The 14,793-nt window shown below is 74.5% G+C and carries 13 protein-coding genes; 3 read left to right on the forward strand and 10 right to left on the reverse strand.

The genetic code is table 11. From position 1 onward, the window contains the following. The 7 genes from ACIBQ6_RS49805 to ACIBQ6_RS49835 form a co-directional block, all read right to left on the reverse strand. The coding region (locus tag ACIBQ6_RS49805) for a HAMP domain-containing protein (protein ID WP_397219511.1) at positions 1-329 on the reverse strand (329 nt) is incomplete at its 3' end. A 129-nt stretch (positions 330-458) separates the two neighbouring features. Continuing rightward, positions 459-821 carry an STAS domain-containing protein gene (locus tag ACIBQ6_RS49810; RefSeq protein ID WP_358286019.1) on the reverse strand — a complete coding sequence of 121 codons (363 nt, stop codon included), beginning with the start codon at positions 819-821 and terminating at the stop codon, positions 459-461. A gap of 174 nt (positions 822-995) precedes the next feature. Then, complete coding sequence (locus tag ACIBQ6_RS49815) at positions 996-2,444, reverse strand: MFS transporter (protein WP_397219512.1); 1,449 nt, start codon at positions 2,442-2,444, stop codon at positions 996-998. Between the two features lie 111 nt (positions 2,445-2,555). Continuing rightward, positions 2,556-3,161, reverse strand: coding sequence for a TetR/AcrR family transcriptional regulator (locus ACIBQ6_RS49820; protein ID WP_358286025.1), 606 nt, complete (start codon positions 3,159-3,161; stop codon positions 2,556-2,558). Between the two features lie 74 nt (positions 3,162-3,235). Continuing rightward, complete coding sequence (locus tag ACIBQ6_RS49825; RefSeq protein ID WP_358286027.1) at positions 3,236-3,679, reverse strand: CBS domain-containing protein; 444 nt, start codon at positions 3,677-3,679, stop codon at positions 3,236-3,238. Positions 3,680-3,756: 77 nt separating this feature from the next. Next, positions 3,757-4,299, reverse strand: coding sequence for an RNA 2'-phosphotransferase (locus ACIBQ6_RS49830; RefSeq protein WP_397219513.1), 543 nt, complete (start codon positions 4,297-4,299; stop codon positions 3,757-3,759). A 35-nt stretch (positions 4,300-4,334) separates the two neighbouring features. Continuing rightward, positions 4,335-5,303, reverse strand: a complete 969-nt coding sequence (locus ACIBQ6_RS49835; protein WP_397219514.1) for an ArsR/SmtB family transcription factor — start codon at positions 5,301-5,303, stop codon at positions 4,335-4,337. An 83-nt stretch (positions 5,304-5,386) separates the two neighbouring features. Between ACIBQ6_RS49835 and ACIBQ6_RS49840 the strand changes: the two genes are divergently transcribed. The 3 genes from ACIBQ6_RS49840 to ACIBQ6_RS49850 are packed head-to-tail and all read left to right on the forward strand — an operon-like array spanning position 5,387 to position 10,134. Then, positions 5,387-6,604, forward strand: a complete 1,218-nt coding sequence (locus tag ACIBQ6_RS49840; protein ID WP_397219515.1) for an MFS transporter — start codon at positions 5,387-5,389, stop codon at positions 6,602-6,604. Further along, a complete protein-coding gene (locus ACIBQ6_RS49845; protein WP_352351383.1) occupies positions 6,601-7,140 on the forward strand; it encodes a DUF892 family protein in 540 nt (179 codons plus the stop codon). Before ACIBQ6_RS49840 ends, ACIBQ6_RS49845 begins: the two co-directional genes overlap by 4 nt. A gap of 57 nt (positions 7,141-7,197) precedes the next feature. Further along, positions 7,198-10,134 carry an FAD-binding and (Fe-S)-binding domain-containing protein gene (locus ACIBQ6_RS49850; protein WP_397219516.1) on the forward strand — a complete coding sequence of 979 codons (2,937 nt, stop codon included), beginning with the start codon at positions 7,198-7,200 and terminating at the stop codon, positions 10,132-10,134. A 7-nt stretch (positions 10,135-10,141) separates the two neighbouring features. Here the strand turns inward: ACIBQ6_RS49850 and ACIBQ6_RS49855 are convergent, their stop codons facing one another. Genes ACIBQ6_RS49855 through ACIBQ6_RS49865 form a run of 3 tightly spaced genes read right to left on the reverse strand, consistent with a single transcriptional unit; the run spans position 10,142 to position 14,715 of the window. Further along, entirely contained in the window at positions 10,142-12,274 is a 2,133-nt protein-coding gene (locus tag ACIBQ6_RS49855; RefSeq protein ID WP_397219517.1) for an ATP-dependent RecD-like DNA helicase, read from the reverse strand. A 34-nt stretch (positions 12,275-12,308) separates the two neighbouring features. Further along, on the reverse strand, positions 12,309-13,565 hold the full coding sequence (locus ACIBQ6_RS49860; RefSeq protein WP_397219518.1) for an erythromycin esterase family protein: 1,257 nt from the start codon (positions 13,563-13,565) through the stop codon (positions 12,309-12,311). Then, a complete protein-coding gene (locus ACIBQ6_RS49865; protein ID WP_397219519.1) occupies positions 13,558-14,715 on the reverse strand; it encodes an acetate/propionate family kinase in 1,158 nt (385 codons plus the stop codon). The genes ACIBQ6_RS49860 and ACIBQ6_RS49865 overlap by 8 nt, the downstream gene beginning before the upstream one ends. Between the last annotated feature and the right edge of the window lie 78 nt (positions 14,716-14,793).

Genomic DNA, 14,793 nt, shown 5'->3' on the forward strand with positions numbered 1-14,793 from the left:
ACCGACTCCGTCAGGTCCTTCCACGTGCCCGACACCGCCGGCACATCGGCCTGACCACCCAGCCGCCCGTCCGTGCCCACCTCACGCGCCACCCGCGTCACCTCGGAGGTGAACAACGACAACTGATCGACCATGCCGTTGAACACCGAGGCGATCTCCCCCAGCAGCCCATCGGCGTCCTCGGGCAGCCGGGTACGGAAATCGCCGTCCCGGACCGCCGTCAGCCCGCCGAGCAGCTGACGCAGCTCGGTCTCGCCCACCTCGGAGGGGCCTCGGACACGTTTGCCGCGCCCGCTCGAACGTGCGTTGCCGACCGTGGGGTCGCTCATATCGTGTTCCTCGTTCCGTGCTCGCCCGGCATGGAAGAACTTCAACCCTGGGTAGCGGAAGAGTAGCCGCCTGCGCCCAGACGCGCGCTAGCCCCGAAGTTAGCCGAGAATGCCCCCGCGCGCCGCCCGTCACACGGAACGTTCCGCGGCGGCCCTGGCGGCGGCCACCGCCTCCTCGACGGTGTCGTGCACGGGGAGGTGCCCGAGCACCCCGGTGATGTCCAGCAGCCGGGCGGGCAGGGGTTGCACGGCGGCCAGGCGCACCGCGCCCGACCTCCTGAGCTGGTCGGTGGCGAAGGCCAGCAGGACGTGCAGGCCCGAGCTGTCCACGAACGGCACCCGGGCCAGGTCGAACACGACCTGGTGCCCGGGCTCCGGACGATCTCGCAGGAAGCTCTCGAACTGGGCGCGGTTGGTGGCGTCGAGCTCGCCGGACACCACGATCACGGTGACGCCCGGCTGCTCCCGGCGCAGGAGCGTCAGCGGTGGCATCGCCGCTGCCCACCGCGCCTCGGGCGCGACGCGACCGGCGGCGGAGGGGCGCCACCCGGCGCCCGGTGATGACCGGCCCCGGCGCAGGCCGGGTGTGTCGAGAAGCCGCGTCCCGCGGGGGGCGGAGCAGTCACGCAAGCAGAATAGCCTCCCGGGGTCGCCGGGGACATCCCGTCAGTGACCGTGCCCGTGACCGTGCCCGTGACCGACGAACGCGCCCGCCGGCCTGCCGGGCGGGACGAGGCCGAGCGAGATCACCGCCGCCACCCCCGCGACGACCGCGCACAGCACGAGCCCCGAGGTGAAGCCGCCGGCCCCCGCGCCCGGCACCAGGCTGGACGCGGCGACCGTGGACACCACGGCCACCCCGATCGAGCCGCCCAGCTCGTGGAAGGTGTTGATCACCCCGGAGGCGACGCCGTTCTCGCCGGGCGGGACGTTGGCCATCGTCGTGGTGGTGGCGGTCACGAACGCCGGCCCGATCCCCACGGCGGCCAGCACGAACCCCGGCACCAAGGTGGTGAACGCGCCCGCCTCGGGGGAGACCCGCGTCATCAGCGCCGCCCCCGCGGCGGTCAGCAGGAACGACGCCACGGCCACCGGCCGGCCCCCCACCTTGCCGATGAGGCGGCCGCCGAGGTGCGCGCCGAGCGTGATGGCGACGGCGACGGGCAGGAACGTGAGCCCGGTCCGCAGGGGGCTGTAGCCCAGGACGTGCTGCAGGTAGAGGGAGCTGAGGAAGAACAGGCCCAGCATGAGCCCGGTGGCGACCAGCATGACGAACGCGCCCGAGACGACGGGCCGCCTGGCCAGGGTCTCGACCCGCATGAGCGGCGCCCGTACCGACCGCTCGACCAGCACGAACGCGACATAGGACAGGGCGGCCCCGGCCAGCGGCAGCACGGTTCCCGCGGCGCCCCGGCCGCCGTCGCCGGCGGAGACCAGCCCGTAGATCAGCAGCGCGGTCGCCAGCGTGACGAGCAGCGCGCCCCCGACGTCGACCCGGCCGCCGCGCGGGGCGTCGTCCCTGACGCGGGCGGGGACGACGCGGGGGACGGCGGCCAGCACCAGCAGGCCGACGGGGACGTTCACGTAGAACACCCACATCCAGCCGGGGCCGTCGGTCAGGACGCCGCCGAGCAGCACGCCGATCGCCGCGCCCGAACCGCCGATGGCCGCCCACAGGGCGAGCGCGCGGGCCCGGCGCTCGCCCTGGAAGACGGTGGTGACGACGGCCAGGGCCGCGGGGGACAGCAGCGCCGCGCCGACCCCCTGGACGGCCCGCCCGGCGATGAGCGTGCCGCCGTCGCCGGCCAGGCCGCAGACGAGCGAGGCCGCGGTGAACAGCGCCAGCCCGGCCAGCAGCGTGCGGCGGGGGCCGAGCGCGTCGGCGAGCCGCCCGCCGAGGACCATCAGGCCGCCGAAGCACAGCGTGTACGTGGTCACCACCCAGGTCAGCGCCTCCCGGCCGAGCGCGAGGTCGGCGCCGATGGTGGGCAGGGCCACCTGGACGACGGTGATGTCGATGATCAGCATGAACTGCGCCAGGCACAACAACGCCAGCACCGCCCAGCCCTTGCTCTGTGCGGGCGCGGCAGCCCGCGTCCCGACGTGATGACTCATCCCAGGTCTCCTTAACTTGTACACTGGTGTTCAAGTTAAGCACAATAAAACGGTACGCCGGTAGGGTGTCGCGGCGACCGGCCGGCTGGGAGGAGCCCTGAAGGGGAAGTGTCAGGCGGGGGAGGGCGGGGTGAGGAGGGAGAGCATGGTGCGGGTCAGGACCGGCTCGACCTCCTCCGCGGCCAGGCGGCCGGCCTCCCGTTCCTGGGCCGCGCTGTGGATGATCGCGAAGAACGTCGTCACCAGCCACTCCAGCGGCAGGTCGGTGCGGAAGTCGCCGTCGTCCTGGCCGCGGGCGATCAGGCGCTCCACCCGGCGCAGCGGGCGGTCGTGGTGCTCGCGGATGCGCTCGGTGGGCAGCACCCGGTCGGCGGCCACGAAGAGCCGCCGGTGGCGGTCGAGGATCTCCCACGACGAATGCAGCAGCCCGGCCATCGCCTCCGGCGCGGGAGCCGTGTCGAGGGCCTCGTCCTCCAGGACGGCGTCGGCCAGCCCGACGGTGTGGTCGAGGACGGCGTCCACCAGGGCCTCGCGGGAGGGAAAGTGCCCGTACAGGGTGACCCGGCCGACGCCCGCGGCCTTGGCGATCTCGGCCACGCTCGCGCCCGGATCGTCGCTGAGCAGCCGCGTCCCGGCTTCCAGGATGGCGGCGATGTTGCGTTCGGCGTCGGCCCGCCGGGCGGGGACGGGCTGTCGGGCGGCGGCGGTCTTCCCCATGGGCACCAGCCTACGACGCCCCCGGCCGGAGATCGCCGCCGCCCTCGGCGCGTCACCGGGCCCGGGGGAGATGGTCAGAGGGCGAGCGCGTGGTCCAGCAGGGACTGGAGGGTGACGGCTCCGGCGACCCGCCCGTCCTCCACGATCGCCACCAGCGGGCTGCGCGTGCGGGCCATGAGCGCCGCCAGTTCGAGCACCGTGGCCTTCATGTCCGCCACCGGCAGCTCGCGCGGCTGCTCGGGCAGGCACTCGCGGACGGTACGCGTGCCGAGCCGGCGCAGGAACAGGTCGGCGTGGGCCTCGTCCACCACCCGGGCCAGGGCCGGGTCGTCCTGGCAGTAGCGCGGCACGGCCAGCCGGAGCACCTGCGTGCCGGGGAGGATGCTGTGGGGGCGGCCGTCGTCGCCGATCACGATGAGGCCGGGCAGGTCGCGCTCGGCCAGCAGCCGGGCGGCGTCGAGCGCCGACATGTCGAGCGTGACCGCCGGGAACTCCGTGACGAGATCGCGTGCGCGCATGAGTGATCATCCTCCGGCCCACAGCCTAGCCAACCCCCCTCCCGCCCGGCGGAAGGCCCCAGGCGCCCGTGGCGGGGTCAGGAGGGGAAACGCAGGTGGCCCGGCGGGACGTGGGCGGTGAGCCAGACGCCGTTGTCGCTGCGCAGGAAGAGATGGCCGCCGGCGTGCATGTCCCCGGCGGCGACCGCCAGCACCACCGGCCTGCCCCTGCGCGCGCCCACCCGGAGGGCGGTCTCCCGGTCGGGGGACAGGTGCACGTGGTGGCGGCTCATCGGCCGCAGGCCCTCCCGGCGGATGGCGTCCAGGTTGCGGGCCACCGTCCCGTGGTAGAGGTACGCGGGCGGCTCCACGGCGGGCAGGCCGAGCTCCACCGGCACCGAGTGGCCCTGGCTGGCCCGGATCCTGCCGTCCTCGATCGCGTAGCGCCGCTTGTCGTTGGTCTCCACGACCTGGCGCAGCTCGTCGGGGGTGATCGGGAAGCCGTGCGCCGCGGCGGCGGCGAGCAGGTCGTCGACGGCGACCCAGCCGGCCGCGTCGAGGGCGAGCCCGATGCGCTGCGGGTCGTGGCGCAGGTGGCGGGCCAGGTACTTGGAGATGCGGATCACGCGTCGTTCGTCCATGGGGTTCCCATGGTGGCAGCGACGGGCGGGCGCGGTCAGCTGGTTTGTGCCCGTACGAGGTCTTCGCCGACGGGCGTACGGCCGTAGAGGACCGCACGGCCCGCCCGCACGCGGCCGACCAGCCCCGCGTCGAGCAGCACCTTGAGATGGCGGCCCACCGAGCCCAGGCCCTGGCCGGTGAGCGCGACGAGCTGCGTGGTGCTCTTAGGGGTGTCCAGCAGCACCAGCACGCCCGCCCGCGCCCCGCCCAGCAGCCGGCCCAGCGCCTGCGGCGGGGACGGCGGGCCGACGTCGGCCAGCGGCCCCGAGCACGGGTAGACGATCGCGCAGCGGCGGGAGCCGTGCCAGCTCACCCAGCCCTGGCGCGGCGTGACCGGCACGAACATCAGCCGGGCGCCCGCCAGGTCCCGCGGCGGGTGGTCGTAGGCGTTGATCTGCAGCCGTCCGTCGCCCAGCCAGCGCAGGCCGGGACGCATGCCGTCGAGAGCCGCCGCCCAGCCGCCCCGGCCCAGCCGCGCGGCGCGGGCGGTGACGTCGGCCTCGATGATCCGGCGGCGCCGCGGCCAGGCCGGCAGCACGGTCTCGCGCCACACCCACTCCAGCCGGGCGGCCATGCGTGCGGGCAGGTCGTCGCGGCGCAGCACGGCGGGGACCGGGCCGCCCAGCGACTCGACCAGGTCTTCCCGCGCCTGCTCGGGCGGGGTGTCGCGGACGCTCGCCACCTCCTCCTCGAAGGCCGCCTCGCCCTCTCCCTCGGGCGTGGGCGTGAGGAAGGTCGCGTTCCACGTGCGGCCCAGCGCGGCGCGCACGAGCAGCGCCGTGACCGGGTCGGCGGCCTGCTCGGCGCGGTAGGCGGGCAGGTGGGCGGCCAGCCAGGCGTCCTCGCCGGGATGGGCGGCGACGGCGCGGTCCAGCGTCTTCAGCGCGGCGATCGTCTCGGCCAGCGGCGACAGGACGAACCGGCCGTCCGCGAGCGTGTCCGCGTCGACCTGCCAGAAGCCCACCACGTCCTCCTCGTCCCGGCGTTGTTTCGCGGGTGGGCGAAACAGTAACGCCTGCCGCCGCCGGTCGCGAAGACTGCCGTCCCATGCGCACGTACCGGGACCTGTTCGGCAGGTCCGGATTCACCCCGCTCTTCCTGGTCTCGTCCGGGCAGGTGGCCGGGCAGACGGTGAGCGGGCTCGCCCTCGGCACCCTCGTCTACGCCGACACCGGATCGCCGCTGCTGTCCGGGCTGGCCATGTTCGGCCCGGCGCTCGCCCAGGTGGTGGGCGCGGCCACGCTGCTGTCGGCGGCCGACCGGCTGCCGCCGCGGGCCGCCCTGTCCGGGCTGGCGCTGGCGGCCGCGCTCGGCGCCGCCTTCCTGGCCGTGCCCGGCCTGCCCGTGTGGGGCATGCTCGCCGTCGTGCTGGCCTTCGGCGCGCTGTCCGCGCTCGGCGGCGGCGTCCGGTACGGGCTGCTGAACGAGCTGCTCGACCGGGACGGATACCTGCTCGGCCGGTCGGTGCTCAACATGTCCTCCGGGATCGTGCAGATCGCCGGGTTCGGCGCGGGCGGCGTGCTGGTGACCGTCCTGTCGCCGCGCGGGACGCTGCTCGTCGCGGCGGCCCTCCACCTGGCCGCCGCGCTGGCCGGGCTGGGGCTCGGACGGCGGCGGCCGCGCGCGTCCGGACGGCCCTCACCCGCCGAGACCTGGCGCGACAACGCCCGCCTGTGGTCCGATCGGCCGCGCAGGCACGTCTACCTCGCCCTCTGGCTGCCCAACGGCCTGATCGTCGGCTGCGAGTCGTTGTTCGTGCCGCTCGCGCCGGACCGGGCCGGGCTGCTGTTCGCCTGCGCCGCCGCCGGGATGCTCGCCGGTGACGTGCTGGTCGGCCGGTACGTGCCGCCGCACCGGCGGGCGCGGCTGGTCACGCCGCTGTACCTGCTGCTCGCGCTGCCGTACCTGGTGTTCGTGGCCCACCCGTCGCCGGTGCTGGTCGCGCTCGCCTCGGCCGGGTTCGCCGCCACCCTGCTGCTCCAGGAGCGGCTCATGGCGCTGACGCCCCCCGAGCTGAGCGGGCACGCGCTCGGGTTGCACTCCTCCGGCATGGTCGCCATGCAGGGGCTGGCCGCCGCGCTCGCCGGCGCCCTGGCCGAGCACACCTCGCCCGGCACGGCCATGGCCGTGCTGGCCGCGGCGTCGGCGGCGGTCACGCTCGCGCTGGCCCCCCGCCTGCGGTCCGCCCGTGTCGCAACCCCGGCGCAGGCTCCGGCGAAGTTACCGTTGACCAGGGGAGATCGCCGGGGGAAGGACACATCATGACGCAGACGGACGACTTCGTGCTCGACGTCACCAGGATCCGCGAGCAGGTGCGGCAGAAGATGGACGAGGGCCCGATCACGCAGACCTTCGGCCGCGACCCGGAGAAGGTCATCGAGATCCTCAACGACGTGATCGCCACCGAGGTGGTGTGCTGGCTCAGGTACACCAGGCACGCCATCTCGGCCAAGGGCATCGACCGCGCGCAGGTGGCGGCGGAGTTCACCGAGCACGCCAAGGAGGAGCTGGACCACGCGCTGCGCGCCGCCGAACGCGTCAGCCAGCTCGGCGGCGAGCCGGACTTCGACCCGGCCAAGCTCGTCCAGCGCTCGCACACCGACTACCAGGTGCCCGCCGACACCGACCTGAAGGCGCTGCTGGAGGCCAACCTGTGGGCCGAGCGCATCGTCATCTCCACCTACCAGGAGATCATCCGCTGGCTCGGCGAGGGCGACCCGACCACCCGCCGGCTCATGGAGTCGATCCTGGAAGAGGAGGAGGAGCACGCCGACGACCTCACCGACCTGCTCGGGGTCTAGAACCGGGCTTGGCCCGCCGTTGGGCGCGCCGTGAGCGGGCCCGGGTAAGTGCCCGGCATGAAGAGCCTGGTCAACACGCCCGTCACGCACACGCCGCCGTCCCGCGAGATCGACGTCGAGACGCTGAGCCGCCGCCTCGCCGAGGCCGTGGACGGCGAGGTGCGCTTCGACCTGGGCAGCCGCGCCGCCTACGCGCGTGACGCCTCCAACTACCGGCAGGTCCCGATCGGCGTCGTCGTGCCGCGCGACCTGGACGCCGGGGTGGCGGCGGTGGCCGTGTGCCGGTCCAGGGACGTGCCCGTGCTCTCCCGCGGCGGCGGCACCAGCCTGGCCGGGCAGTGCTGCAACGCGGCGGTGGTGATCGACTGGTCCAAGCACTGCGGCGCGGTGGAGTCCGTGGACGCGGCGGGCCGCCGGGTCGTCGTCCAGGCGGGGGCCGTGCTCGACCAGGTGGACCACGAGCTGGCGCCGTACGGGCTGATGGTCGGGCCGCGGCCGTCCAGTCATCGGGCCTGCACGATCGGCGGCATGATCGGCAACAACTCGTGCGGGGCCTCGGCGCAGGCGTACGGGAAGATGTCGCAGTCGGTGCTCCGGCTGGAGATCCTCACCTACGACGGCGTGCGCGCCTGGGTGGGGCCGACCAGCGACGCCGAGTACGACCGCATCCAGACCCAGGGCGGCCGGCTGGCCGAGATCTACCGCCAGGTGCGCGATCTGCGCGACGAGACCATGGAACTGGTCCGCACCCGCTACCCCAGGCTGGAACGCCGCATCTCCGGCTACAACCTCGACCAGCTCCTGCCCGAGAACGGCTTCGACCTGGCCCGCGCCCTGACCGGCAGCGAGGGCACGCTGGTGACCGTGCTCCGCGCCGAGCTGCGCGTCGTGCCGTCCCCGCCGGCCAGGGCGCTGGCCGTGCTCGGCTTCGAGGACGTCTTCACCGCCGCCGACGCCGTCCCGGCCGTGGCCCGGCACGCGCCGATCGCGCTGGAGGCCATGGACGAGACCATGTACCGGCTGGCCAAGCGGGAGCACCCCGGCGACCCGGCGCTCCAGGACCTGCCCGAGGGCGGCGGCTGGCTGCTGGTGCAGTTCGGCGGGGACACGCCCGAGCAGGCGCGCGAGCGGGCCGAGACGATGATGCGCGAGGTGGGGGAGCGGCCCGAGGCGCCCACGCCCACGCACGCCTTCCTCGGCGACCCGGCCAGGGAGGACCGGCTGTGGCGGTGGCGGGAGTCGGGGCTCGGCGTGGAGGCCTACCCGCCGACCGGCCGCCAGACGTACGAGGGCTGGTCGGACGCGGCCGTGCCGCCCGAGCGGCTGGGCGCCTACCTGCGCGACTACGAGCGGCTGCTGCGCGCGCACGACTACCAGGACTCCGCCCTGTACGGCCACTTCGGCCAGGGCTGCGTGCACGGCCGGCTGCCGCTCGACCTGCACACCGACGACGGCATCGCCCGCTACCGCGCCTTCGCCCGGGAGGCCGCCGAGCTGGTCGCCTCCTACGGCGGCTCGCTGTCCGGCGAGCACGGCGACGGCCAGGCGCTGGCCGAGCTGCTGCCGGTCATGTTCGGCCAGGAGGTCGTGGAGGTGTTCGGCCGCTTCAAGGCCATCTTCGACCCGCGCGACCGGATGAACCCGGGCAAGGTCGTCCATCCCCGCCACCTCGACCAGAATCTGGCCCAGCACCGCTTCTACCCGCACGAGCCGCGCCAGACGTTCTTCCAGTACCCCAACGACCACGGACGTTTCGGGCACGCCGCCACCCGCTGCGTCGGCACCGGGACCTGCCGCAAGCACACCTTCGAGGGCGGCGTCATGTGCCCCAGCTACCGGGTGACCCGCGAGGAGGAGCACTCCACGCGCGGACGGGCCCGCCTGCTGGAGGAGATGGTGCGCGGCGACGTCATCACCGACGGCTGGCGTTCGGCCGCCGTGCGCGACGCGCTCGACCTGTGCCTGTCGTGCAAGGGCTGCCGCTCCGAATGCCCGGTGAACGTGGACATGGCCACCTACAAGGCCGAGTTCCTCGCCCACCACTACCGGCGCCGCGTCCGGCCCCGGGCCCACTACTCGATGGGCTGGCTGCCGGTGTGGGCCGCGCTCGCCTCGGCCGCGCCCGGCCTGGTCAACGCGGTCAACTCGGCGCCCGGACTGTCGCGGTTGGTCAAGGCCGTCGCGGGGATCACGCCGGAGCGCGAGCTGCCGAGGTTCGCCCGGCAGCGGTTCACCGACTGGTTCAGGCGGCGTCCTCGGAGCGGGCCGGGCCCGCGGGGGCGGGTGGTGTTGTGGGCCGACACGTTCACCGACCACTTCGACCCGCGCATCGGGCGGGCCGCCGTGGACGTGCTGGAGGCGGCCGGGTTCGAGGTGGTGGTGCCGCCGGTGACGCTGTGCTGCGGGCTGACCTGGATCAGCACCGGGCAGCTCGGGGTGGCCCGGCGGGTGCTGGCGCGGACGGTGGGGGCGCTCGCCCCCTGGGCCGAGGCCGGGGTGCCGGTGGTCGGCCTGGAGCCGAGCTGCGCCGCCGTGTTCCGCTCCGACGGGCCCGAACTGCTCAACACGCCCGAGACGCGGCTGCTGGCGGAGCGGTTCCTGACGCTGGCCGAGCTGCTGGAGACGCGCGCCGCCGACTGGCGGCCGGCCACGACCGGCGGGCAGGCGATCGCGCAGGTGCACTGCCACCAGAGCGCGATCATGGGCTACGACGCCGACCGGGCCGTGCTCGACCGCTTCGGCATCCGGACCAGCGTGCTCGACTCCGGCTGCTGCGGGCAGGCCGGCAACTTCGGGTTCGAGCGGGGGCACCACGAGGTGTCGCAGGCGTGCGCCGAGCAGGGGCTCTGGCCGGCCGTACGGTCGGCGGGGCCGGGGGAGGAACTGCTCGCCGACGGCTTCTCCTGCCGCACCCAGATCGCCGCCGCCGGCACCGGACGCCAGGGCCGCCACCTGGCCGAACTCCTCGCCACGACCCTCGTCCGCCAGGACTGACCCGGCCTCAGGCGTCGAGGCTCTGGGACAGGCGGCGGGGCAGGCCGGTGTTGCGGGGGCGGCCCACCCGGTGGACGGCCAGCTCCAGCGCCTCGCGCTGCCCCACCAGCACGACCCACGCCTTGGCCCGGGTCACCAGCGTGTACAGCAGCTTGCGCCGCAACATGATCCCGCCCGCCTCGGCCACGATCGGCGCCACCACGAACGGGTACTCGCTGCCCTGCGAGCGGTGCACGCTGATCGCGTAGGCGTGGGTGAGGTCGTCGAGCTCGCCGAACCCGTACTGGACGGTCTCGCCGTCGTCGGTGCGGACCTCGACCACGCGGTCCTGCGGCAGCACGGCGGTGACCGTGGCGGTCTCCCCGTTGAAGACGCCCTTGTCGTAGTTGTTGCGGATGGGCATGACCCGGTCGCCCACCCGGAACACCGACGCCCCCGACCAGTGCTCGGGCTTGTCGTCGGCCGCCGGGTTGAGGCGGTCCTGGAGCAGCCGGCCCAGCGTGACCGCGCCCGTCTCGCCCTTGCGCATCGGGCACAGCACCTGCACCTGCTCGGGCGGCACGCCCTGCTTGCGGGGGATCGCCTCCATGGCCAGATGGGCCACCCGCTCGGCCACCCGCGCCGGATCGTCGAGCTCCTCGAACCAGAACCCGCCGCGCCCCGGCGTCGCCGGCATGCGGCCGGCCCGGATGAGGTGGGCGGCCTCGACGATGCCGCTGCCGTTCGCCTGGCGGAAGACGTGGGTGAGCCGCACCCGCGGGATCGCCTCCACGCGCAGCAGGTCGGCCAGCACGTCGCCGGCGCCGATGCTGGGAAGCTGGTCGCTGTCGCCGATGAGCAGCAGGTGGCTGCCCGGCTGGACGGCCGCCGTGAGCCGGGTGGCGAGGTGGAGGTCGAGCATCGACGCCTCGTCGACCACGATCAGGTCGGCCTGCGCGGGCGCCTCCTCGAACAGCGTGGACGGGTCGGGGTCGGGCTGGTGGGCGAGCATGCGGTGGATGGTCATGGCGGGCATGCCGGTCAGCTCCGACAGGCGTTTGGCCGCCTTGCCGGTGGGGGCCGTGAGCGTGACCGTGCCGCCCGACGCCCTGACCGTGGCGGCCACGGCCCTGACCGTGTGGCTCTTGCCGCAGCCGGGCCCGCCGGTGATGATCGAGACGGTGCAGGTCAGCGCCATGTTGACGGCCGCGCGCTGGTCGTCGTGGAGGGTCTCGTCCTCGCGGTAGGAGCGCAGCGGCAGCGTGGAGCGGGCCCGCAGGAGCCGGGTGAGCTGCTCGGTGAGCTGCCGCTCGCGGGCGTGCACGTGTTTGGCGTAGGCCACCGCCCGCCCCGGCTGCTCGTCGTCGGCCTCGACCACCACCCGCCGCTCGGCCACCAGCGCGTCGATCATCGGCCCGACCGCCTCAGGGTCGAGCTCGATCAGCTCGGCCGCCCGCGCCACCAGATGGGGCACCGGCACGAAGCAGTGGCCGTCGCGCACCGCCGCCGACTCCAGCCGGTCGAGCAGCGCCGCCTTGATCCGCTGCGGGCTGCGCTCGGGCACCCCCCGCTGCAGCGCGATGCGGTCGGCGACGCGGAAGGCGATGCCCCTGACCCGGCCGATCAGCCGGTAGGGGTCGGTGGCCAGGACCTCCTCGGCCTCGCCGCCGAACACCTGGTGGATCTTGGCCGCGAGCAGCGGGCTGACGCCCAGCCCCTGCAACGTCACCATCAGCGCGGCGATGGCCTTCTGCTCCTGCCACGCCTGGACGATCTGCGCCTGCCGCAGCGGCCCGATGTTGACGACCTCGGTCAGCCGCCCCGGCTCGGCGTCGATGACCTTGAGCGTCTCCTCGCCGAAGTGGTCGACGATCGCGTACGCCAGCCGCGGCCCGATGCCGCGGATCAGCCCCGACCCCAGGTAGACGCGGATCGCCCGGACCGTGGCGGGCGCCACCCGCTCGCACCCGGCCACCGCGAACCGCCTGCCGTGGCGCGCGTGGTGGCTCCAGTCGCCGGTCAGCCGGAGCGTCTCGCCCGGCTGCGCGCCCGACAGCGCCCGGCCGGTGGCCACGAAGTCGGGCACGCCCTCGGCGCTCATGCGCGCGACGGTGTATTCGTCGTCCCTGACGTAGACGAGCTGCTCGACCGAGGCCTCCACAGCAGCGATCAAACCATCTGCCACCGACAGTCCGTCACATGGCGCTCGGATAGGTCTCCGGCTCGACGTCGTCCCACGGCTCGGCGTGCAGCGGGTGCAGGGCCTCGGTGACGTCCAGCCAGATGAAGGCGTCGTAGCGGTCGCCGAGCGCGGTGGGCACGTAGTTGCCCCACTTCTCGCGCTCGGGCCGGTAGACGACGCCGATCGCGCGGTGGTCCAGCGGCTGGTCGAACCAGCGCGGACGGGGCCGCCGGGGCGTCACGAACAGGGCGCGCTCGCCGCCGAGCGCGTCGTGCAGCAGCGCCTCCAGCGATCCGGGCCGGGCCGGCGGGACGGGCATGACGTGCGCCCGCGTGCCCCAGCTCGCCCCGGCCACGACCGTCCCCCGGTAGCCGCCGAAGCCGACCAGGACGACGTCCTCGCCGTGCCGCTCGCGGGCCAGCTGGCCGAGGTTGATCATGCCGGCGGCGGCCATGTCGGTGGCGCGGGCGTCGCCGACGTGCGTGTTGTGCGCCCACACCACGCCCTTGGCCCCGTAGAAGGCGGTCAGCCGGTCCAGGGTGTCGGCCATGTGCACGTCTCTGACGTTCCACGAATCGGGGCCGCCGCCGACCATGGTCCGGTAGTAGTTCTCGGCCCCGGCCACGACCTCGGCGTTCTGCCGGGCCTCGAAGCCGTCCTCGTCGGCGGGCGCGGCCGCCACGACCGCCCTGAGCAGCTCCACGACCTCGGTCTCGCAGGAGTCGGGGACCAGGCGGGTCTCCAGGCCGTACCGCTGCGGGTCGTGGCCGTAGGACTCGAAGCAGTACAGGGCCTCCATCACCGTGCCGAGCTGGTCGGGCAGGTGGTCGGCGGCGTAGCGGCGCACGGCGCGCAGGGACTCCCAGAGGCTGTAGACGTCGAGGCCGTGGAAGCCGACGCGCTCGCCCGGCGGCAGGGCCGCGTTCCAGCGGCGCAGCCAGCGGCAGAACTCGGCGACCTCCTCGTTGGCCCACATGAACGCGGGCCAGCGCTGGTAGGCGTACAGGGCGTCGAAGGGGTCCTCGCCGTCGCGGGTGACCGCGCGGTGGACGCGCTCGCAGTCGGGCCAGTCGCCCTCGACGGCGACGAACCCGAAGCCCTTCTCGGCGATCAGGCGGCGGGTGAGCGCGGCCCGCCAGGTGTAGAAGTCGTGGGTGCCGTGACTGGCCTCGCCGATCAGCACGAGACCGGCCTCGCCGACGCGGTCGAGCAGCGGGTCGAGATCCTGCTCGCCCGACAGCCGCAGCGCCGAGCGGGTGACGTCATCCATAGCCGTCCTCCTCTGCCGGCCGGAAGACGCCCAGGCATTCGCGGGCGAGCTGGAGCTCCTCGCGCACCTGGACGACCAGGACGGGCACGGCGGCGCCCGGCCCGCTGACCGGGCCGTCGTCGTGCCGGTTGCCGGTCTCGGGCGGCTCGACGCCGAGCAGCCCGAGACGGCGGCAGACCGCCTCGCGCACCTCGGGCTGGTCCCAGCCGATCTCGCCGGTGAACACCAGGGCGTCGATCCTGGACAGCGACGTGGCGGCGGCGGCGATCTCCCGGCTCACCCGGTGGCAGAACACCTCCAGGGCCAGGGCGGCCTCGGCGTCGCCGGCGCGTTCGGCCTCGACCAGCTCGCGGGTGTCGCCCGAGCGGCCGCCGGACAGCCCGAGCAGCCCGGACCGGCGTTGCAGGCCCTCGCCCAGCTCGTCGGCCGACAGGTGGCCCTGCGACAGCAGCCACATCAGCATCCCGGGATCGACGCTGCCCGAGCGCTTGCTCATCGGGACGCCGTCCAGCGGGGTGAACCCCATCGAGGTGTCCAGGCTGCGCCCGCCCGACACCGCGCACACCGACGAGCCGCCGCCCAGGTGGGTCAGCACCAGCTCCAGGTCGGCGAGCGGCCGGCCGAGCAGCTCGGCCACCCGGTCGGCGGTCCAGGCGTAGGACAGGCCGTGGAAGCCGTAGCGGCGCAGGCCGTACCGGTCGCGCCACTCGCGCGGCAGGGCGTAGACCGCGGCGGCGTCGGGCAGGCCGGCGTGGAAGGCCGTGTCGGGGCAGAGCACGTGCGGCACGGCGGGAAGCTGCTCGCGGGCCGCCTCCAGCAGCGCCAGCGCGGGCGGCAGGTGCAGCGGCGCCAGGCTCACGACGCCGCGCAGCGCCTCGACGGTCTCGTCGTCGGCGACCGTGGGCGTGCGGACGACGTCGCCGCCGTGCACCAGCCGGTGCGCCACCGCGCGGATGTCGCGGTCGAAGTGGCCGCCGAGGAACGCCGCCAGCTCCTCGCGCGCCGAGCCCGGGTCCGCGGCCCGCTCGGCGTGCGCGCTGTCCAGCACGCAGCCGCCCTGCACGAGGTCGAGGCGCAGGCTCGACGAGCCCGCGTTGACGGTGAGCACCGCCTCGGACTCCGCCACCTGCTCGTCGAACGCTCGCCCCATGCACCCCTCCGCGGCCCGATCCTCTCCCCGGCTACCCGCCGCCCGCGCCCCGACACCTGGACCCCGTCACCTTTACCC

The organism is Nonomuraea sp. NPDC049655, assembly GCF_044465465.1.
GTDB lineage: Bacteria > Actinomycetota > Actinomycetes > Streptosporangiales > Streptosporangiaceae > Nonomuraea.